We start from the raw sequence: 20,076 nt of genomic DNA, 5'->3' as shown, positions 1-20,076 counted from the left end.
CCGCGCGAAGCCGGAAGGTCCGCCGGGACGAACGTCGCCTGAACAGATCAGCGGGGCGAGCCGGACGCGCGGACCGAGCGCAGCGGCGGTGCCGGGGCGTCCTTGACCTCCACCACGCGCAACAGCCGCACGGACGCGGCGTCCACCGGCAGCAGCAGCGTGGTGATGCGGCGGACGACCAGTGCCGACGTCACGGCGACACCGGCGAGCAGCAGGTCGGCGAACGCGTGCAGCAGGACGCCGTCCGCGAGGGCCTGGGTGCTGGACCGGAACGACCACAGGACCACGATCACGACCATCAGCCCCGAGCCTGCCCAGAGGCCCCACCACCAGCGCAGGAGCTTCGACGGGTGGGGGCGTTCGTCGGCGGGCCTGCGGGCCACCGCGTGTTCGAGCTCGGCGAGCACCGAGCCGGGGACCACGAGGTTCACGCCGGGCACGATCAGGCCGATCAGCACGTCGCGGTCCGAGCGCGACGGCCCGTAGCCCACGAGCGTGGCGGCCACGTTCCGCGCGCGCCGCACCCACAGCATCGAGAGGATCAGCGCCAGGAAGCAGCCGGTGATCGTGATCGCCGACGAGGACACCACCAGGGCGTCCGACGCGCTCACGACGCCGGCCGACAACGCGCCGAACCTGCTCAGCGCGACCAGCACGTAACGCCAGATCTCCGAGCCCGCGCCCCAGACGGCGACGACGGCGAGCAGCCACAGCGCGTTCTGCGCGGTGCGGCCCAGCCTGCGCACGCCGTCGACCGAGTCGGCCTGCTCGACCGCGCCGGGAACGGCCGTGGGCCAGCGCCACGCCAGCAGCGGGAAGCCCCAGCGCGGCGGGACCGGGTAGTGCGGCGGACCGCCGTAGGTCAGTCGCTGCGACCGGTGCGACGGCTGCGGGTACGCACCGGGTGGCGGGGTCGCCACCCAGTCCACGCGCATCGGCTGCAGCGGCTGCACGATCAGATGACCTCGGGTTCCATGCCGTCGACGCCGCCCTCGAGCGGACGCCCGGCGGCCTCCCAGTGCTGCATGCCGCCCTCGACGTTGACGGCCTCCCAGCCGTTCTCGTTGAGGTACTGGGTCACGCGGGCGGAACGGCCACCGGCGCGGCACACGACGTAGAGCTGCACGTCGTTCGGCACCTCTTCGAGCCGGGCACCGATCTCGCTCATCGGGACGTGCAGCGCGCCGGGTGCGTGGCCGGCGTCCCACTCGTCCTGCTCACGCACGTCCAGCAGAACGGCGCCCTCGGGCAGCTGCGCCGGCACGGCGGCGATCTCCACGCTTGGAACAGTCACGCCGTAGATGTTCCCATGCCGGAGGTTGCACGGACGTGAACCTCCGGCACGGGACACCCTCAGGCCACCCCCGCGATGGCTGGCCCGAGCCTCGCGAACTGCTCCTCGGTCAACGGCAGTGTGGCGCGCCCGGCTCCGAAACGTTCCCAGAAACCTGGCTGCTTCGGGTCAGGACGCACGTCCGGGCTGCCGAAGTTGCGCAGTTCGAGCTGAATCAACGTGTTGTCGTAGTGGTACACCCGCAACACCTGCACCAGCGACTGGAACGGCTCGTACGGCCGCACGCCGTGCAACTGCACGACCGAGCCGTTGAGGACGAGCCGCTGAGCGGGCTCGCAGTCACCGGTCTCCCACAGCGCGTCGTTCGCGTTCTCCAGCGGGGTGCCGGTGAACCTGGCGAGGGTGATCCTGATGCTGCCGGTGCCGCGGGAGTCGGACACGTCGGCCTCGTAGCTGGTGTGCGTCGGGTTGGGCGTCGCGGCGCCGATGGTGACCTCCGGCAACACCTTCCTCGCCTGGTCGAGCCACGCGGCAACGGTCTCGGGGTCGAACTGCCGCGCGCCGAGGTCCACCAACCGCGGTTGCAGCGGCGCCTTCTGGTTGCACAGAGGGATGTCGACCACGGGACGGCCCGCGGGTGGGGGCGCGGTCGACGCGGGCTCCCACGTCCGGTACGGAATCTGCGGCGGGGCGTCGACCCTGGGCCAGCCCAGTGCGTGTTCCACGGTGGCCGGACCTTCGTTCGGCCCGTCCGCCGGCGCCTGCGGCGCGGCGCTGTTCAGCGTCGCCGCGCTGAACCCGATGCCGGCGACCACCGCGAACACCCCGAGCACCGCGCCGGCGCGCTGGGCGAGCACCCGGCGGCGACCACGCTTGAGCACGTGGTCCAAGGTTGTCGTTGGAGGCGGAGCAGAGACGTCAAGAGCTCCGCGCAGCTCGTCTTCGATGTTCATCGACCACACTCCGAGTTGACCGGTTCGCCGTACGCCTCGCGGAGCGTCGCCAAACCCCTGGCTGTCTGACTTTTGACGTTGCCCACCGAACAGCCGAGCTCGGCGGCCGTCTGTTCGATCGACAGGTCGTGCACGAAACGCAGCACAAGTGCCGCTCGCTGTTTCGGTCCCACCTGTTGCAGCGCCGCGGTGAGCTTGGCGTCGGGATCGGAGAAACCACCGCCGACACCGCGTTCCGGCAGGTCGGCGACAGGGCGTTCGCGCTCGCGGCCACGACGCCTGCTGTCGAGGAACAGACGGGTCACGATGGTGCGGACGTACCCCTCCGCCGTTTCCCGCCTGATGCTCGGCCATTTCGCATACGCCTTCACGAAGGCGTTCTGCGCGAGTTCTTCCGCTTCCGACCAGTCGCCGCACAACGCGTACGCCGTGCGCCGCGCCCAGTCGAATCTGCTCGTGAAGAACTCCGAGAACTCCTCGTCTCGTCGCACTCCGGTCCCCCAAGCTCGTGCCGCGTTCGCAGTCAATACGCGGACGGCGCCGCCAGGGTTGCACACACGAAAAACGGGCCGCCCCCGCGAAGGGACGGCCCGTTCTCTTCGAGCAACAGCTAGTGCGCGATGGCCTTCTCGGCGCCCGCACCGGTGAGGGAGCGGACCTCCATCTCGGCCTGCTTGACCGGGTCGGCCTTGTCCTTCGACAGGATCGTGCCGACGTAACCGAGCAGGAACGCGACGGGGATCGAGACGATGCCGGGGTTCGACAGCGGGAACAGGTCGAAGTCGGCGTTCTTGAACATCGAGGTCGGCGTGCCGGAGACGGCGGGCGACAGGATGATCAGAGTGATCGTCACGATCAGGCCGCCGTAGATGCTCCACAGCGCGCCGGAGGTGTTGAACCTCTTCCAGAACAGCGAGTAGAGGATCGTCGGCAGGTTCGCCGAGGCGGCGACCGCGAAGGCCAGTGCCACGAGGAACGCGATGTTCTGGCCGTTGGCGATGATGCCACCGCCGATGGACACCAGACCGATGACGACCGCGGTGAGGCGGGCGACCTTGACCTCGGAGTCCTTGTCCTCCTCCTTGCCCTTCTTGATGATGTTGGCGTAGATGTCGTGGGCGAACGACGCCGACGCGGTGATCGTCAGACCGGCCACGACAGCGAGGATCGTCGCGAACGCGACCGCCGCGATCAGGCCGAGCAGGATCGGGCCACCCAGTTCCAGCGCGAGCAGCGGAGCGGCCGAGTTGGCCTTGCCGGGTGCCGCGTTGATCGTGTCCGGACCGACGAGCGCACCGGCGCCGTAGCCCAGGACCAGGGTGAACAGGTAGAAGATGCCGATCAGCCAGATCGCCCACACGACCGAGCGACGGGCTTCCTTCGCCGTCGGCACGGTGTAGAAGCGCATCAGGATGTGCGGCAGACCCGCGGTGCCGAGCACCAGGGCCAGCGCCAGCGAGAGGAAGTCCAGCTTGCTGGTGCCGGTCTTGCCGTACTGCAGACCGGGGCCGAGGAGCTTCTCCCCCGCCTTCGGCGCGTTGTCGACCGCGGCGCCGAGCAGGGAGGAGAGGTTGAAGCCGTACTTGCCGAGCACCCAGACGGTCATGATGCCGGCACCGGCGATCAGCAGGACCGCCTTGATGATCTGCACCCAGGTGGTGCCCTTCATGCCGCCGATGAGGACGTAGGCGATCATCAGGGCGCCGACCACGGCGATGACGAGGGCCTGGCCACCGGTGCCCGTGATGCCGAGCAGCAGGGCGACGAGACCACCGGCACCGGCCATCTGGGCCAGCAGGTAGAAGAACGAGACGGCCATCGTCGACGTGGCGGCGGCGGCGCGGACCGGACGCTGGCGCATCCGGAAGCTCAGCACGTCGCCCATCGTGTACTTGCCGGTGTTGCGCAGCAGCTCGGCGACCAGCAGCAGCGCGATGAGCCACGCCACCAGGAAGCCGATCGAGTACAGGAAGCCGTCGTAGCCGTTGAGGGCGATGGCGCCCGCGATGCCGAGGAACGACGCCGCGGACAGGTAGTCACCCGCGATCGCGATGCCGTTCTGCGGGCCGGTGAACGCGCGACCCGCGGCGAGGTAGTCGGCAGCGGTCTTGGTGTTGCGGCTCGCCCGGATGACCACGAACAGCGTGATCAGGACGAAGACACCGAAGATGCTGATGTTGAGGATCGGGCTGGACTCGTTCACTTGCCGTCTCCCTCGATCTCGTTGCGGAGCTTCTCCGCCAGCGGGTCGAGGTTCTTGTTCGCGTGCCGCACGTACAGCGTCGTGATGACGAACGTCGACACGAACTGCAGCAGGCCGAAGATGAGCCCGACGTTGATGTTGCCGAACACCTTGGTGGACATGAAGCCGTGCGCGTAGTCCGCGAGCAGCACGTACAGCAGGTACCACGCGAGGAACAGGCCGGAGACGGGGAATACGAACTTGCGCAGTCGATGCTTCAGCTCCGCGAAGTCATCGCTGGCTTGGACGTCGACCCACTTTTGTGCTTCTGGGGACGACTCAGACGGGGTGTGTTCAACGCTGCTCACAGTCCCCTCCTCGCGGTACTCGTCGTAGGTGTCAGCAACGTGACGTGCACGTAATGCCTCCAGGTGCGGTCTGTTCTTGGTCAGGAACCGTATGGAGACTTGAGTCACTCAGGTAAGACCCCGTTCGTGCCGTTGCGCTCAGCAGTCGGGTGATGCGACGAACGGTCAGTATGCGTAGACGAGCTGCACTCTCCGTGACCGGAATCACCGTTCACCGATTCGAGTGACCAATTTTCACCCATTTGAAACGGTGGCTACTCACCGTGTTCGACCAGCTCCCCTGCGCTTGTCCTCGGCCTGACGGGCCTTCTCCTCCGCGGTCCCGAAGCGGGCGATGTCGCGGTCCTGGATGAAGCCCAGCGGGTCCGGCGCGTGCAGCCGGAGCAGGATCTGGCTGACGTCCACGGGCACGCGTCTGCGGGTCGCCTTGCTGACCATGATCATGACGATGAACGCGACAGGCACCGTGATCAGAGCAGGTTGGGTGATGAACGCCGGCGCCCAGCGGCCGGTGTACGAGCTCACGACGCTCACGACCTGAGCGCTGATGACCAAGCCGCCGCCGACCACGAGCCCGCAGACGGCGCCCACCCATGTGAGTCCGCGCCACCAGATGCCGAGGACCAGAAGCGGGCAGAACGTCGACGCCGCCAACGCGAACGACATGGCCACGGTCAGTGACGCATCCGAGCGCGGCAACAGCAGCGCAAGACCGATTGCGACGAAACCTGTGAACACAGTTGCCCACCGGAAGTCACGAACCTTGCCCGGCAGGATGTCCGTCGAGACGACCCCGGCGACCGACACGACGAGCCCGGAGGACGTCGACAGGAAGGCCGCGAACGCACCCGCCGCGACGATCGCGCCGACGATCTGGCCGCCCAGGTTCGGCATCATCGTCTCCGGCAGCATCAGCACCGCCGCGTCCGTCTTCCCGTTCACCAGCAGCTGGGGCAGGTAGAGCTTCGACAGCACGCCCAGCGCCGTCGGGAAGATGTAGAACAGGCCCAGCAGGTAGAGCACGTGCAACGCCGTGCGGCGGGCCGCCTTGCCGTCCGGGTTGGTGTAGAAGCGCACCAGGACGTGCGGCAGGCCCATCGTGCCGAGGAACGTCGCGAAGATCAGCGAGTACGTCCTGATCAGCTCGGAGATGCCGCCGGTCTGCGGGCGCGACCAGTCGCGGTTCGTCGTCGGCGAGCCCTCGACCACCGGCACCGGGCTGCCCGCGGTGAACTCAAGCGTCGTGCCGGGGCTCAGCTCGTAGACGCCGCGGCCCCAGAACACCCGTCCGTCCGCGTCCCTGCCGTCGATCTGGCCGCTCACCCGCAGTGTCAGCGGCTCGTCGACGCGGACCTTCACGACCTGCTCGGCCACGGTGATCTTCTCGGCCTGCGGGAACCTGATCACGCCGTCGTCGCCCAGCGGCTGCGTGCCGCGGTCGGGAGAGGCCAGGAACACCACGAAGAGCACGAACGTGGGCGCGGCGATCGCGAAGAGCTTGCCCCAGTACTGGAACGCCTGCACGAGCGTGATCGCGCGCATGCCGCCGCCCAGCACGTTGATCACCACGATGGCCGTGACGATCAGGCCGCCGAACCACGCGGGCAGGCCGGTGATCGTGGTCAGCGTCAGACCCGCGGACTGCAGCTGCGGCACCAGGTACAGCACGCCGATGCACACCACGAAGAACGTGCTGAAGTGCCGCACGTTCGCCGATCCCAGCCGGGCCTCCGCGAAGTCCGGCAGCGTGTAGGCGCCCGACCGCCGCAGCGGCGCGGCGACGAACAGCAGCAGCGCGAGGTAGCCGGCGGTGAAGCCGACCGGGTACCAGAGCGCGTCGACGCCGTCCTTGAGCACGAGCCCGGCAACGCCGAGGAACGACGCGGCGGACAGGTACTCGCCGGAGATCGCGGCGGCGTTGCGGGTGGCGGGGATCGCGCGGCGCGCCACCAGGAAGTCCGGGGTGGTGTTCGCCTTGCGCGAGCCGACATAGCCGAGGAGGAACGTCACGCCCGCAACGGCGACGATGGCGCTGAGGCTGTAGATGGTGGCGTTCACGTCAGCGGTCGACCATGTTCACGAAGTCGCGCTCGTGCCGTTCGGCCTGCCTGCGGAACACCCATCCGACGCCGTAGAGGATCGGGAAGGGCGCGAGGCCGAGCACGAGCCAGGGAATGGGGATGCCGAGGACCTTCAGGTCCCCGATCTGCGGGACCAGGTAGAAGGTGATCGGCAGCAGGCACATGCCGATCAGGACCGCGAACGCGAGCCCGAACGCGGACTTGAGCTGCTGCCGGATGAGGTCGCGCACGAGCTTCTCGCCGACGCTGGTCTGCTCTTCCAGCTCGATGATCGTGCGCAGCGCCTTGCCGCGGGACTTCGTCGAGTCCGCGAGCACGACCCTGCGGCGGCGCGGCCTGCTGCCCTGCTCGCCGAGCCACGCCTCACGGGCGGGTTGCTCGGGCTTTCCCGCGTCGTGCCTGCTCACCAGCCGCTCTTCGGCGGTCGCACGATCCGTTCCTTGAGCTCCTTGGTGTGCCGGCGGCTCACCGGGAGCTCCTTGGCGCCGTCACCGGTGCCGATGACCACCGCATAGCCGTTCGCCGTCATGCGCAGCTCGCTCACCAGCGGCAACGCCACCAGGTACGAGCGGTGGATGCGCACGAAACCCGCGTTGGCCCAGCGCTCTTCGAGCTGCGCGAGCGGGATGCGGACGAGGTGGCTGCCGTCCTGGGTGTGCAGGCGGGCGTAGTCGCCCTGCGCCTCGACGTACCGCACGGTCGCGCGCGGCACGAGCTTGATGGTGCCGCCGAGCTCGACGGGGATGACCTCGTCGTCGGTCGGTTCGGCGGGGTTCTGCGCGGTGGGGCCCGACGCGGTCGTCGGCGCCGCCGTGCGTCCCACCCGGTCCGCGACCCGCGAGATCGCCTTGAGGACGCGTTCCTCGTTGATGGGCTTGTTGATGAAGTCGAGCGCGCCGACGTCGAACGCCGTGACGAGCGCGTCCCGTTCCTCGACACCGGTCACGAAGACGAGCGCGGGCGGGTACCGGAACGCGCTGAGCACCCGCGCGAGATCCATGCCGGACAGTCCGGGCATGTTGATGTCCGCGAAGACCGCGTCGACCGGCGGCAGGCCGGCCTTGGTCCTCGCCATGACCTCCTGCTCGTAGTCACCCCTCAGGATGCGCAGTGCCTCCGCGGCGTCGAACGCCGTGAGGACGCGCCTGATGTGAGGGCTGCTCTCGAGCAGGAACTTGATCTCGCTCAGGCCAGGAGCCTCGTCATCGACTGCGAGGACGAGGAGACCGGCGTTGTCTTGGGTACTCACTGTGTCGGGCATCTTGCCCATCAATGTGCGGTCATGTCTACGCCGGGGTAGGCCTCGACACGCCCTGTGAAACCGAACTGATGCTCACAGCCCGAATCGGGACCAGCGAGCACGTTCCTCGACGCTCGCCAGCAGCTGCGTCAGGAGATCGCCCGATCGGGTGGACGCACCGGTCAGTCCGAGCTTGGCCAGCAACGCCTTGCGCGGCTCCGCGACCGTCAGCTCGGCGTCGGGGAAGCGCTTGGCGACGACGCTGCGGAGGGTGCCGATGCCGTCGATCAGGCCGAGCTGCTGGGCCTTGCTGCCGGTCCAGATCTCACCGCTGAAGAGGTCTTCCTCGCTCTTGAGCTTGGCGCCGCGGCGTTCGGTGACCCACGCCTTGAACTGCTCGTGCAGATCGGCGTGCAGCGTCTTCAGCCACTCGACGTCCTCGGGCTTCTCCGCCTGGAACGGGTCGAGCCGGACCTTGTTCTCGCCTGCCGTGTAGACGCGGCGCTCGACGCCGGCCTTCTCCAGCAGGCCGTTGAGCCCGAAGCCCGCGCTCACGACACCGATGGAGCCCACGAGGCTCGTGCCGTGCGCGTAGATCTCGTCGGCCGCGCACGCCAGCCAGTAGCCGCCGGACGCCGCCACGTCCTCGCAGAACGCGAGCACCGGCACGTGCTTCTTGGTGGCGAGCTCGCGGATGCGTTCCGCGATCAGGGCCGACTGCGTCGGCGCGCCGCCCGGTGAGTTGATGAGCAACGCCACGGCGATGAGCCGCTCGTTGTCGAACGCGCGGTTGATGGCCGACTCGACGTTCTGGAGGCTGATCGTGTTGCGCGCGACAGGCGAGGACTGCGGGGTGATGACCCCGTGCAGCCGCACCGCCGCGACCACCGGAGGACGCTCACCCCGGTCCATGACCCTGGGGAGGCGGGCCGCGATCTTGTCCGTGACGCTCATGTACTCGACAGTACGTGCCTTCGAACCGCACGCGGGGACCTTCCGTACCGCATGACAGTACGGAAGGTCCCCGCGTGACCTAGAACACAAGGTGTCGGGTTAGCATCGGGGGGTGACGTTCAACCCGATCCGCTGGCTCGAGCGGTATGTGGAGTGGTGGGACGATCGCGGTCGGCAGAACGCGGCCGGACCGACGCCGATGCACATCTACTGGATGTGGGTGAGCTGGAGCGTGTGCGCCGTCGTGCTGATCACGACTTTGGCTGTGGCAGCACGCTGACCTGCGTGCCTGTCAGCACTTGCAGCTGTTGAACCCCTTGGCGGTGCACTTGATGCAGACGCGGACGCGCTCAGGTGATTGTGATTCGTGCACTGGATGATGGCCTTTGCTCGCGGGCGGCGTCTGTTCTCTCAAACGGCCGGCTGTTCATTGGTCAACACCACAATCGGCACGATGCGCGCCTGGGTTGAGCATGATTGACCTTGCAAGTTCAGGCGCGGACGACTGGTTGCTCCGCCGTCATCGGCTCGTCGGTCATCTGCGACCCGATGTTCAGGTTCGGCAGCACGTTGCGGGCGAACTTCGGCACCTTGAGGATCACCTTGGTGCCCGCGTTCGGGGCCGTCTCCACGACCAGCGCGTACTCGGCGCCGAACACCGTGCGCATGCGGTCGTTGATGTTGCCGATGCCGACGTGGGCGCCGGTCTGGTGGGCGTCCTTGATGTCGTCGAGGCGGTCTGGATCCATGCCGACGCCGTCGTCCTCGACGCTGATCAGGGCCTCGCTGCCGTTGTCCTCGGCGGTGATGGTGAGCATGCCGCCGCCGGGCTTCTTGGCCAGGCCGTGCCGCACCGCGTTCTCGACCAGCGGCTGCAGGACGAGGAACGGCAGGACCACCTGCAGGACCTCGGGGGCGATGCGCAGGCGGACGCTCAGCCTGGCGCCGTACCGAGCCTGTTCGATGGTCAGATAGCGATGGATGTTGGTCAACTCGTCGGCGAGGGTCGTGAACAGGCCGTCGGTGCGGAACGAGTAGCGCGTGAACTCCGCGAACTCCTGCAGCAGCTCACGGGCGTGCGCGGGGTCGGTGCGGATCAGCGACGAGATCGTGTTCAGCGCGTTGTAGACGAAGTGCGGCGAGATCTGCGCCCGCAGGGCCTTCACCTCGGCCTGGGCGAGTGCCTGCCGCTGCTTCTGGACGACCTCGAGCTCGAGCTGGGTCGAGACGAAGCGGGCGGTCTCCTCGGCCATGCGGATCTGGCGCTTGGAGGCGACGCCGGAGACCACGATCAATGTGCCGGCGACGTCTCCCTCGACAACCAGCGGCACCACGACAACGCTGTGCAGGGAACACGGGCCCTGAAGCTCGCAGCCGAGCTTGCGGTGGTCGACGTGCTCCTTGTGGCAGTTGTTGATGGCACGGGCGACCGTGTCGCGGAGGTACTCGTAGTGGTCGTTCGCGCCGCCGTCCCACGAGAGGACGGTGCCCTCTTCGTCGGTGATGGCGACCGCGACGCAGCGCAGCATCTCGCGCAGGTGCGGTGTCGCCTTGTCGGCGGCCTCCTGGGTCAAGCCCGCGCGGAGGTCGCTCGACGCCTTGGACATCCGGTCGAGCATGTCCATCACAGCATCCTCGACGGAGGTGCTGACTCGTCGAGCGCGGCACAGCATCACGAAGAGGCCCAGAACGGCCAGGGTCGCGATGACACCGAGCACGGCGCGCTCGGTCAACAGGTCGCCCACGGTGCACATGCTGTGCTGTGGGGCACCCCTATAGCAAGAGGCGCGCCCGGCGTACCCCCGTACGGTCCACCGATCCGGGTAGACATCCGATGAATTTGGGGAGAGGGTGTGCCCGTGAAAGTGGCTCTGTTCGCGACCTGCCTGACCGACACGTTCTTCCCGGAGACGGCCCGTGCCGTGGTGCGTTTGCTGGAGCGGCTCGACTGCACGGTCGAGTTCCCGCTCGACCAGACGTGCTGCGGCCAGATGCACTTCAACACCGGCTACCGGGAGCTGTCGAAGCCGCTGGCGCGCAAGTACACCGACGTCTTCGGAAACTACGACTACGTGGTTGCGCCATCCGGGTCATGCGCGGGCATGGTCCGGGAGATCCATCCCACCCTGGGTGAGTCTCCGCCGCGCACGTTCGAGCTCGCGGAGTTCCTCGTCGACGTGCTCGGTGTGACCGACGTCGGCGCCTGGTTCCCCCACCGGGTCACCTACCACCCCACGTGTCACTCGTTGCGCATGCTGGGGGTCGGGGACAAGCCGTTGGCGCTGCTCAGGGCCGTGAAGGCACTCGATCTGGTGGAGCTGCCGGACTCGACGCAGTGCTGCGGCTTCGGCGGCACGTTCGCGGTGAAGAACGCCGAGACGTCCACGGCGATGCTCGCGGACAAGATGCGGTGCGTGCTCGACACCGGCGCCGAGGTGCTGTGCGCCGGCGACAACTCCTGCCTCATGCACATCGGAGGTGGGCTCTCGCGACTGCGCGCGGGCGTCCGGCCGGTGCACCTGGCGGAGATCCTGGCTTCGACGGAGGAGGACCCGTGGCGCGCAACCCCGTGACGTGGCTGGGCAGCCCGACGTTCCCCAAGGCCGCGAAAGAGGCCCTGAACGACACGCAGCTGCGGCAGAACCTGCGCAAGGCCACCGGGACCATCCGGGGGCGCAGGGCGGCCGCGGTCGCCGAGATGACCGACTGGGAGATGCTCAGGGTCGCCGGCGAGCAGATCAAGGACGACGTCCTGGCGCGCCTCGACACGTTGCTCGTGCAGCTCGAGGAGTCGGTCACGGCCCGCGGCGGCGTCGTGCACTGGGCGCGCGACGCCGAGGAGGCCAACCGGATCGTCCTCGACCTCTGCCGGGCGGAGCAGGCGGACGAGGTCGTGAAGGTCAAGTCCATGGCCACGGCCGAGATCGGGCTCAACGAGGCACTCGAGGCCGGTGGCGTGCGCGCGATCGAGACCGACCTCGCCGAGCTGATCGTGCAGCTCGGCGAGGACCGGCCGTCGCACATCCTGGTGCCCGCGATCCACCGCAACCGCTCGGAGATCCGCGAGATCTTCCAGCGCCGCATGGGGGTCGAGGTCTCCGACGAACCGGCGGACCTCGCCGAGGCCGCACGGGTCTACCTGCGCGAGAAGTTCCTGACGACCAAGGTCGCCATCTCCGGCGCGAACTTCGCCGTCGCCGACACCGGGTCGATCGTGGTGCTGGAGTCCGAGGGCAACGGCCGGATGTGCCTGACCCTGCCGGACACCCTGATCACCGTGATGGGCATCGAGAAGCTCGTGCCGTCGTGGCAGGACCTCGAGGTGTTCCTGCAGCTGCTGCCCCGCTCGTCCACCGCGGAACGGATGAACCCGTACACGTCGGTCTGGACCGGCGTGACGCCCGGCGACGGCCCGCAGCGGTTCCACCTCGTGCTGATCGATAACGGCCGCACGGCGACGTTGACGGATTCCGTTGGGCGCCAAGCACTCCGCTGCATCCGCTGCTCGGCGTGCCTCAACGTCTGCCCGGTCTACGAACGCACCGGCGGCCAGTCGTACGGCTCGGTCTACCCCGGCCCGATCGGCGCGATCCTGACGCCGCAGCTGATGGGCGACCTGCACGACCCGCTGGCGGCCTCACTTCCTTACGCCTCTTCACTTTGTGGCGCCTGCTTCGAGGTCTGCCCGGTGCGGATCGACATCCCGTCGGTGCTGACCCACCTGCGCGCCGAGGTCGTGGAGGCCAAGGGACGCACGCCGGAGTCCGTCGCGATGTCCGCGGCCGCGTGGATGTTCCGGGAGGCCTCGCGCTACGAGAAGGCGCAGAAAGCCGGTTCCCTGGCCCGTTTCCTGGCCAGGGACGGCAAGATCACGTCGCTGCCGTGGCCCGGTTCGAAGTGGACGTCGTCCCGCGACGTGCCCGCACCGCCGTCCGAGTCGTTCCGCGCCTGGTGGAGGAAGAACCGTGGCTAGCGCACGAGAAGAGATCCTTCAACGCATCCGCGACGCACAGGTGCCGGCCGCCACGCCCGTCGTCCGCGGCTACAACCAGACGGGCTCCGGCGGCGTCGAGCTGTTCGCCGAACGGGTCGCGGACTACCGCGCGATCGTGCACGTCGTCACGAACGTGCCCGAGTCGTTGGAAGCCTTGAAGGGCAAGCGGATCGTGGCGCCCCAGGACGTTCCGGCGGAGTGGTTGATCGACGGCGTCACGTGGCTGCACGAACCGCTCTCGATCGACGAGCTCGACCAGGCCGACGGCGTGCTGACCGGGTGCGCGGCCGCGATCGCGGACACCGGCACGATCGTGCTCGACGCCGGCGAGGCCCAGGGACGCCGCGCGCTCACCCTGCTGCCCGACTACCACCTGTGCGTGGTGCGGGCGGACCAGATCGCGGCGTCGGTGCCGGAAGCGTTGCGACGGCTGGATCCCACGCGGCCGCTGACGTTCATCAGCGGCCCCTCGGCGACCAGCGACATCGAGCTCAACCGGGTGGAGGGCGTGCACGGGCCGCGCACCCTGGAGGTCCTGATCGTCACCTAGCCGCAGTGGACTCCGACGGCGTCCTTGATGGCCATCTCGTCGTAGTAGTAGGTGATCGCGCGGATCGTCACGCACTTGCCCTTGGCGTACACCTTGACCGGGCCGGCGTAGTACTGGAACTTGCCGGAGTCGAAGTCGTTGTTGTAGCCGGGACGGTTGTTGTCGTCCTCGCGGAAGTCCTGGTTGTACATGGAGATGCTGGCCTGGTGCTTGAACTGCGAGTAGTAGGCCGTCTTCACGTTGGCCGCGCAGTTGTAGCCCGTGCTGGAGTTGTAGTAGAGCCGGATGGTGCTCAGGTGGTTCGGCACGCGCGACATCACCTTGTAGGTGTCGATCAACGTGCCGGTGCACCCGTACTCGGCGGCGTGAGCGTTCATCGGCGCGAGGACCAGGGCCGCGGCGGTGGCCGCCACGACGGCGGCGAGTTTCCTCAGACGTGTCATGCGCCTGAGGGTGGGCCTCGCCGGTTAAGCAGCGGTTATTTGAGCAGCCGGGACAGCCGGCGGTCGGCCAGCGGCTTGCCCCCGGTCTGGCACGTCGGGCAGTACTGGAACGCCTTGTCCGCGAACGACACCTCACGAACCGTGTCACCGCAGACCGGGCACGGCAGGCCTGTACGTGCGTGCACCCGCAGCCCCGACCGCTTCTCACCCTTGAGCCGCGCAGCGTCCTGACCAACGGACCGTGCGACCGCATCGGTCAGGGTGGCGAGCATCGCCTCGTGCAGGTGGTCGAGCTGTTCGGCGTTCAGCTTGCCCGTCGTCGCGTACGGCGAGAGGCGGGCCATGTGCATGATCTCGTCGGAGTAGGCGTTGCCGATGCCCGCGATCAGGCTCTGGTCCGTCAGCGACGTCTTGAGCCGCTCGGTCCGCTTGTCGAACAGGTCTTCCAGCTGTGTGCGGGTGATCCCCAGCGCGTCCGGCCCCAGCCTGGCGACACTCGGAATGGTCTTCGGGTCGCGCACGATCCACGCGGCGAGACCCTTCTTCGTGCCCGCTTCCGTCAGGTCGAAGCCAGGTCCCTGACCGGGCGGGCCGAGGTGCACGCGCAACGCCAGCGGCCCGCGCCCCTGTTTGGGCGGCGGTGCGGACATGGTGTCCGCCCAGCGCAGCCAGCCGGCGCGGGCGAGGTGGACGACCAGGTGCAGGCCCTCGGCGACTTCCAGGTCGAGGTGCTTGCCGTGCCGATGCGCGGCCACGACCTCCTGGCCGTGCAGCGCGGTCCACGGCGGGTCGAACGTCTTGAGGACCTGCAGCGAAGCCACGTCGACGCGGTGCACCACACGGCCCACCGCGTTCTCACGCAGGTGGTGGACCAGTGCTTCTACCTCAGGTAGCTCGGGCACCGGACCAGTGTCGCATCAGTCGACGGGTTGCAGCGGACCTTCGACGTCCGGCAGCGAGTGCATCTCGATCGTGCGGGCGACCCTGGAGGCCTCCTGGCGCACCGCCATCGGGCCGCGGACCGAGCCGATCCACCGCTCGGGTGGCAGCTCGTCGGCCGTGGCCTTGCTCTCCGCGACCAGCGTGTGCGGGCGGCGCAGCGCCCAGCGGACCGGGAAGAACAGGAACAGGAAGATCAGCGCGAGGATCAGCCAGGCGGGCACGACGACCTGCTCCGGCGTCCAGGCGATCAGCACGACCACCATGACGGCCAGCATGCCCGCCATCATGATGCCGGGCAGGACACCGCCGCTGACGTCGTGTTCGAAGTCGTCGGACTCCACCGGGTTGCGCCACTCGATGCGGCTGTGGACCGTCCACATCCGCCCGTCAGCACCGCGCACCAGCCGCGTCATGTACCCGTCTCCCACGCTCGGTCGGTCTTGGACAAACCGTACCTGGCGGAGGCAGAGCCTTGTGGGTGAACTAGGCCGAGCTTGATCGTCACCGTCAGTTTTCGAGTGCCGGTTTCGGGTAGAGCGTGATCGTCGTGGCCGTGGTCTGCGGTGACGAGCACGGCTCGGAAGGCGGCGTCGGCGGTTCGGGGGACGACGACGGCGTGTCGAGCGACCTGATCTCCCGCGACGTCGTCGGCACTGTGCTGACCACCTCGGACTTGCCGGAGGACTCGACGATCGTCTCCGCCCGCTCGACCGGCGGGGCCTGCCGCTGCTCGCTCGTCGGCACCGGCACGGACGAGGACGTCCTGCGCACGGTGGTCTCCTGGCGCTGCCCGGCACCGGGGTTGATCACGTTCTCCTGCTGCCGCTCCTGGTTCAGCCGGGGCGGCGGCTGGGCCACGACGAGCTCCTGGCTGTGCTGGGAGCTGGCCGACCCGGACGTGTTCATGGCGATCACCGGGTTCTGGTCCGGCTGCAGCACCGCGACACCGGCGGCGCCGTTGAACACAGCCGCCATCGTCCCGAACAGCCCGACGGTCGCCACGCTGGCCGCCGCGAACGCCAGCTTCGCCTTGGTGAACAGCACCTTCCCGGCGAACGCGAGCCCGAGCGTCGACGGCACGACCAGGTACGCCGCGCTGGACCGCAACGTCGCGCAGACCTCGTTCAGCTCGGTGTGGAGCTGCGTGCAGGCGGAACAGGTGTCGAGGTGGGCGCGGATCCGGCGTTCCTCGACGCCCTGGACCCCGCCCGCGGTGTAGGTGCCGAGCTTCGACCGGATCGCCGCGCACGACGACCGCCCGTCGTCCGCCGCGAGGTGAGCCTGCAGATAAGCCGCACGCAGCCCTTCGCGTGCCCGGCGGGCCAACGCCGACATGGCGTTGGGCGAGAGTCCGAAGTGCGGTGCCACGGTGGCGGGGCGTTCGCCCTCCACCTCGACGCGCCACAGCACGACCCGCCAGCGTTCAGGAAGGCTGGAGAAAGCCCTGGTGATGAGGTTGTGCTCGACCCTGCTGTTCGCGTTGTCGCTCACCGGCTCGACGCGACGACCCAGTTCCTCGTCCTCCACCGGCACGTCACGGCGCCGGCCACTCCACTCCCACGCGACCCGGCGGGCGACCGTGAGCAGGTAGGTGCGGACGTGGTCCGTGGGTCCGCTGCCGCGGCGAATCGCCTGGAGCATGCGGAAGAACGCCTCGGCGGTGAGGTCATCGGCCTCAGCCGCCTCACGAACGTGCCTGAGAGAGAAACGGCGGATCGCGTCCGCATGCCGGGAGAACAGTTCGCCGTAGGCCGAGTCATCTCCCTCGCGCACTCTGGCGAGCAGGTCCCGGTCGACCTCGTTCTCGTCGACCATCACAGGCTTCAACATGCCACAAGGGGCCAGACCTGCTCCTTGTCGAGAACAGGTCGATACACAAGACCATCCGTTCGTAGTGGGCTGATCAGCGCAACGCGATCGGTGACAGGACGGTCACAGGTGGGCGTCGGACGGTCGGCGCGACAAGATCCAGCGACTATCGTCACGACCGTGGTGGACTGGCGAGAACGCGCCTCGGCCCTCGTGCCGGAACTTCGGGCTGTCGCCGAGACCGAGGAGTGGTCCTGCCACGTCTTCTTCTCCGAGCTGTCCCAACTGGCCCAGGAAGCACACCGCGAGCAGGCCGACGACGTGCTCCGGCGCGCGTACGGCTTCGCGCACTGGTGCTTCCACCAGCCAGAACAGTTCCTGGAGAACGCGGCGCTGATCAGCTTCTACGAGCACGTGTTCGACGACTGGGACCTCCGCGAGGAAGTCGCCGCGTGGCTGCCGGTCGACGTGCTGCCGAAGGTGCGGGCGCTGTGGGAGTGGCGCTGGCCGAAGGAGCAGTTGGACGAGGTAGATCAACTGCTGGCCGGTTTGGAACCCCCCTCGCAAGACGCCGTCTGAGGCTGTTGTATAGTTCTTTCCCGTAAGGCAGTGCGGATGTAGCGCAGTTGGTAGCGCATCACCTTGCCAAGGTGAGGGTCGCGAGTTCGAGTCTCGTCATCCGCTCCACGCACAGACGGCTCATGCTCATGGAGAGCATGAGCCGTTTGCGTTCCGCCATCATTTTGGGGGGACGACCCCCCAAGCCCCCCGCGTTCACATCACCGCAGGCCCGACCTCGAGCGTGCCCCCGTCGGCGTCCAGCTCGGCCATTGGTCCAAGTCCGAGGGACAGCGGGTGGTCTCCGTGGCCGACGTCGATGCCGCCGATCACCGGCACTCCCAGGGGCTCCAGCCGGTCGCGCAGCACGTCCAGGACGGTCCAGTCGCGGTCGGTGTAGTCCTCGAACCCCGGGAACCGGCCGAGCGCGACCCCGCGCAGTCCCCGCAGCGACCCCGATCGGATGAGTTGCGTCAGCTGCCGGTCGACGTGTCCCAGCCCGACGGCGCGCGGGGCCTCCAGGAAGAGGATCGCGCCGTCCAGATCCAGGATTCCGGTGCCCACGGACCACGCGATCGTCCCGAGGTGGCCGCCGACGACGTTCCCCGTGGCCACCCCGCCCACCCGGACCGCCGCGGTGAGCGCCTCGGGATCCCGGTGCAGCACGGCGGGTCCGGTCTCCATCAGCAACGACCGCGTCGAGTCTGCGGAACGGGCGCCGGCCAGGAAACCGTGGACCCCGGCGACGCGGCAGTGCCGCCACAAGGCCAGATGCAGGGTGGTGATGTCGCTGAACCCCACGAGCGGCTTGGGGTCTGCCCGCACGGCGTCGAAGTCGACGTCGTGAGCGATGCGATACGCACCCGCGCCACCTCGGGTGGCGATGACCGCCCGCACTCCGGGATCGCGATAGGCGTCGTTGAGATCGCCCAGCCGGTCCTCGTCGCGGCCGGCCAGGTAGCCGTGGCGGTCCAACGCGTGCGCGCCCACCTCGACGACCAGTCCCCAGCTCTCCAGTGCCCGCACGGACTCGGCGAGCACCTCCTCGCTCGGCCAGCTCGCGGGCGACACGAGTCGAACCCGGTCCCCGGCGACGACACGCGGAGGCAGCACGACGTTCACACGTCCGACTCTCGCATTCCCGTCGAGTGGTTCTCAGGGTGATCTCCCGGCCCACCCGTGAAAGGGTGGTCCCAGACCGCTCGCATCAACCTGATCGAGCCTGTTCGACAAGGACCTGGAGACCATGGCCATCAAGCAGACGGCAAACGCTCACTGGGAAGGCTCCCTCGTCGAGGGCAAGGGAAACGTCAGCCTCGCCACCTCCAACAGCGGCAGCTTCGACATCGACTGGAAGGCGCGCGCCGAGGAGGCGGGCGGCAAGACCAGCCCCGAGGAGCTCATCGCCGCCGCGCACTCCGCGTGCTACTCGATGGCGCTGTCGCACGGCCTGACCGGCGCGGGCACGCCGCCCACCTCGATCGACACCAAGGCCGAGGTGAGCTTCCAGGCGGGCGTCGGCATCACCGGCATCCACCTGACCGTCCGCGCCAACGTGCCGGGCCTGTCGCAGGAGGACTTCGTCACGGCCGCCGAGGGCGCCAAGGCGAACTGCCCCGTCTCCAAGGCGCTCGCGGCGGTCGAGAACATCACCCTCGACGCTGCCCTGGTCTGAACCGCAGCGCCGCGGGCCCGTGACTGATCAGGTGCCTGCGGTAGCGCACGTCGCCGGGCTGCTCGGCCACCTCGGACGAGCGGTCGAGCAGCTCTTCGGCGACGATCCGGCCCTCCAGCTTCGCGAGCTGGGCGCCGAGGCAGTAGTGCGGTCCGTGCCCGAAGCCGAGATGGCCCGGCACGGACGGCCTGCCGGGGTCGAAGTCCTCGGTGAACACCTTCGGGTCGCGGTTGCCTGCCCTGTAGTCGAGGAACAGGTGCTCTCCCTCGGCGATCTTCACCCCGCCCATGGTCACCGGGCACGTCGCGGTGCGGAAGAAGCCGATGAACGGCGTGTCCAGCCGCACCACCTCCTCGACCACGCCGCCCAGCCGGAGCTCCTTCGGGTCGAGTCTCAGCAGCGTGCTGGCCAGCAGGTTCGTGGTCGAGTCCGTCCCTGCCACGACGACCGCGAGGCACAGCGACAGCCGTTCCTGCTCGGACAGCTGCCCGCCCCTGAACGCGTTCGAACGCCCGAAGTAGGCGCAGAACTCGTTCATCCCGGCGAAGTAGGAGCCGAGCACGCGTTCGCTGACCTCGTCTCCGCTGGTCAGTTCGAGCACCGGCGCCACGAACTCGCGGAACAGCGGGAAGTCCGCTTCGGGCACGCCGAGCACGTCCCCGACGACCCCCAGCGCGAACGGCGCGGCGAAATCGCTCACGAAGTCGGCTTCCTCCGGTAGTTCGTCGAGCAGAGTCCTCGCGCGTTCCCTAATTGCCTCAGCCATTTGGCGCACGGCCGTTGGAGTGAATTTCTGATTCGCCGCCGCACGAATTCGGGCGTGCTTCGTGCCGTCCGCCGCGTTGAGTGACGACATCAATTCCAGCAATCGCCGCTGCTCGGGTGGCATCATCGCCGCCACGGCCGCGACCTGCGGACCTGCCATGTTCCGGGAGGAGAACGTCACCGGATCAGCCAGCACGGCACGCAGGTCGGCGTATGCGGTGACGCGCTGGGCGTTGATTCTCGGGTCGAATTCCATTGCGCTATCTTT

General features: G+C 68.4%; 23 protein-coding genes and 1 tRNA gene. 7 read left to right on the top strand and 17 right to left on the bottom strand.

Annotated elements, in window-relative coordinates; genetic code table 11:
* Positions 1-47: 47 nt before the first annotated feature.
* The 10 genes from ACSHWB_RS14345 to ACSHWB_RS14300 form a co-directional block, all read right to left on the bottom strand.
* Complete coding sequence (locus ACSHWB_RS14345; RefSeq protein ID WP_439662519.1) at positions 48-953, bottom strand: DUF4328 domain-containing protein; 906 nt, start codon at positions 951-953, stop codon at positions 48-50.
* Positions 954-955: 2 nt separating this feature from the next.
* Positions 956-1,294: a rhodanese-like domain-containing protein gene (locus tag ACSHWB_RS14340; RefSeq protein ID WP_439662518.1), complete on the bottom strand. Its 339-nt coding sequence runs from the start codon at positions 1,292-1,294 to the stop codon at positions 956-958.
* Positions 1,295-1,353: 59 nt separating this feature from the next.
* A complete protein-coding gene (locus ACSHWB_RS14335; RefSeq protein ID WP_439662517.1) occupies positions 1,354-2,175 on the bottom strand; it encodes a hypothetical protein in 822 nt (273 codons plus the stop codon).
* Positions 2,176-2,243: 68 nt separating this feature from the next.
* The gene (locus ACSHWB_RS14330) at positions 2,244-2,738 is read right to left on the bottom strand and encodes a SigE family RNA polymerase sigma factor (protein ID WP_439662516.1); all 495 of its coding nucleotides are present in this window, start codon (positions 2,736-2,738) and stop codon (positions 2,244-2,246) included.
* Between the two features lie 119 nt (positions 2,739-2,857).
* Complete coding sequence (locus ACSHWB_RS14325) at positions 2,858-4,450, bottom strand: solute symporter family protein (protein WP_439662515.1); 1,593 nt, start codon at positions 4,448-4,450, stop codon at positions 2,858-2,860.
* On the bottom strand, positions 4,447-4,797 hold the full coding sequence (locus ACSHWB_RS14320) for a DUF485 domain-containing protein (RefSeq protein ID WP_093594893.1): 351 nt from the start codon (positions 4,795-4,797) through the stop codon (positions 4,447-4,449). Before ACSHWB_RS14320 ends, ACSHWB_RS14325 begins: the two co-directional genes overlap by 4 nt.
* Before the next feature lie 258 nt (positions 4,798-5,055).
* A complete protein-coding gene (locus tag ACSHWB_RS14315) occupies positions 5,056-6,855 on the bottom strand; it encodes a sodium/solute symporter (protein ID WP_439662514.1) in 1,800 nt (599 codons plus the stop codon).
* A 1-nt stretch (position 6,856) separates the two neighbouring features.
* On the bottom strand, positions 6,857-7,285 hold the full coding sequence (locus tag ACSHWB_RS14310; RefSeq protein WP_439662513.1) for a hypothetical protein: 429 nt from the start codon (positions 7,283-7,285) through the stop codon (positions 6,857-6,859).
* On the bottom strand, positions 7,282-8,148 hold the full coding sequence (locus ACSHWB_RS14305) for a LytR/AlgR family response regulator transcription factor (RefSeq protein WP_439662512.1): 867 nt from the start codon (positions 8,146-8,148) through the stop codon (positions 7,282-7,284). The genes ACSHWB_RS14310 and ACSHWB_RS14305 overlap by 4 nt, the downstream gene beginning before the upstream one ends.
* Positions 8,149-8,211: 63 nt before the next feature.
* On the bottom strand, positions 8,212-9,072 hold the full coding sequence (locus ACSHWB_RS14300; protein WP_439662511.1) for a S49 family peptidase: 861 nt from the start codon (positions 9,070-9,072) through the stop codon (positions 8,212-8,214).
* A 112-nt stretch (positions 9,073-9,184) separates the two neighbouring features.
* On the opposite strand from ACSHWB_RS14300, the gene ACSHWB_RS14295 reads away from it, so the two are divergent.
* Complete coding sequence (locus ACSHWB_RS14295; protein ID WP_166048541.1) at positions 9,185-9,352, top strand: hypothetical protein; 168 nt, start codon at positions 9,185-9,187, stop codon at positions 9,350-9,352.
* A gap of 211 nt (positions 9,353-9,563) precedes the next feature.
* Here ACSHWB_RS14295 and ACSHWB_RS14290 read toward each other — a convergent pair whose 3' ends face one another.
* On the bottom strand, positions 9,564-10,826 hold the full coding sequence (locus tag ACSHWB_RS14290; RefSeq protein ID WP_439662510.1) for a histidine kinase: 1,263 nt from the start codon (positions 10,824-10,826) through the stop codon (positions 9,564-9,566).
* Positions 10,827-10,937: 111 nt separating this feature from the next.
* On the opposite strand from ACSHWB_RS14290, the gene ACSHWB_RS14285 reads away from it, so the two are divergent.
* From ACSHWB_RS14285 to ACSHWB_RS14275, 3 genes are read left to right on the top strand one after another with little or no spacing between them, the layout of a single operon-like run.
* A complete protein-coding gene (locus ACSHWB_RS14285; protein ID WP_439664594.1) occupies positions 10,938-11,645 on the top strand; it encodes a (Fe-S)-binding protein in 708 nt (235 codons plus the stop codon).
* Positions 11,627-13,045 (top strand): LutB/LldF family L-lactate oxidation iron-sulfur protein, encoded by a 1,419-nt coding sequence (locus tag ACSHWB_RS14280; protein WP_439662509.1) that lies wholly within the window; start codon positions 11,627-11,629, stop codon positions 13,043-13,045. Before ACSHWB_RS14285 ends, ACSHWB_RS14280 begins: the two co-directional genes overlap by 19 nt.
* Positions 13,038-13,616: a LutC/YkgG family protein gene (locus ACSHWB_RS14275; protein WP_439662508.1), complete on the top strand. Its 579-nt coding sequence runs from the start codon at positions 13,038-13,040 to the stop codon at positions 13,614-13,616. The genes ACSHWB_RS14280 and ACSHWB_RS14275 overlap by 8 nt, the downstream gene beginning before the upstream one ends.
* Here ACSHWB_RS14275 and ACSHWB_RS14270 read toward each other — a convergent pair.
* The 4 genes from ACSHWB_RS14270 to ACSHWB_RS14255 all read right to left on the bottom strand — a co-directional run bounded on the left by ACSHWB_RS14270 (position 13,613) and on the right by ACSHWB_RS14255 (position 16,831).
* A complete protein-coding gene (locus ACSHWB_RS14270) occupies positions 13,613-14,059 on the bottom strand; it encodes a hypothetical protein (RefSeq protein ID WP_439662507.1) in 447 nt (148 codons plus the stop codon). The genes ACSHWB_RS14275 and ACSHWB_RS14270 overlap by 4 nt on opposite strands.
* Positions 14,060-14,094: 35 nt before the next feature.
* Positions 14,095-14,961 (bottom strand): Fpg/Nei family DNA glycosylase, encoded by an 867-nt coding sequence (locus ACSHWB_RS14265; RefSeq protein WP_439662506.1) that lies wholly within the window; start codon positions 14,959-14,961, stop codon positions 14,095-14,097.
* Between the two features lie 15 nt (positions 14,962-14,976).
* Positions 14,977-15,414, bottom strand: a complete 438-nt coding sequence (locus ACSHWB_RS14260) for a DUF983 domain-containing protein (protein ID WP_319976289.1) — start codon at positions 15,412-15,414, stop codon at positions 14,977-14,979.
* Positions 15,415-15,508: 94 nt separating this feature from the next.
* Positions 15,509-16,831, bottom strand: a complete 1,323-nt coding sequence (locus ACSHWB_RS14255; RefSeq protein WP_439662505.1) for a sigma-70 family RNA polymerase sigma factor — start codon at positions 16,829-16,831, stop codon at positions 15,509-15,511.
* Positions 16,832-16,990: 159 nt separating this feature from the next.
* Here ACSHWB_RS14255 and ACSHWB_RS14250 point away from each other — a divergent pair, with 159 nt between their 5' ends.
* Together ACSHWB_RS14250 and ACSHWB_RS14245 are read left to right on the top strand one after the other, a co-directional pair.
* The gene (locus tag ACSHWB_RS14250) at positions 16,991-17,389 is read left to right on the top strand and encodes a DUF7674 family protein (RefSeq protein ID WP_439662504.1); all 399 of its coding nucleotides are present in this window, start codon (positions 16,991-16,993) and stop codon (positions 17,387-17,389) included.
* 32 nt (positions 17,390-17,421) lie between these two features.
* A tRNA-Gly gene (locus tag ACSHWB_RS14245) sits at positions 17,422-17,497 on the top strand.
* A gap of 87 nt (positions 17,498-17,584) precedes the next feature.
* Here the strand turns inward: ACSHWB_RS14245 and ACSHWB_RS14240 are convergent.
* Positions 17,585-18,490, bottom strand: coding sequence for a S66 peptidase family protein (locus ACSHWB_RS14240; protein WP_439662503.1), 906 nt, complete (start codon positions 18,488-18,490; stop codon positions 17,585-17,587).
* Positions 18,491-18,614: 124 nt separating this feature from the next.
* Here ACSHWB_RS14240 and ACSHWB_RS14235 point away from each other — a divergent pair, with 124 nt between their 5' ends.
* Entirely contained in the window at positions 18,615-19,043 is a 429-nt protein-coding gene (locus ACSHWB_RS14235) for an OsmC family protein (protein WP_030480288.1), read from the top strand.
* On the opposite strand, the gene ACSHWB_RS14230 is transcribed toward ACSHWB_RS14235, so the two are convergent.
* On the bottom strand, positions 19,018-20,064 hold the full coding sequence (locus tag ACSHWB_RS14230) for a cytochrome P450 (protein WP_439662502.1): 1,047 nt from the start codon (positions 20,062-20,064) through the stop codon (positions 19,018-19,020). The genes ACSHWB_RS14235 and ACSHWB_RS14230 overlap by 26 nt on opposite strands.
* Positions 20,065-20,076: the final 12 nt, after the last annotated feature.

The sequence above is a fragment of the Lentzea sp. HUAS TT2 genome, from assembly GCF_051853195.1.
Taxonomy (GTDB): Bacteria; Actinomycetota; Actinomycetes; order Mycobacteriales; family Pseudonocardiaceae; genus Lentzea.
The sequence above is the reverse complement of the archived record's forward strand: the minus strand, read 5'-3'. Positions and strand labels throughout refer to the sequence as shown.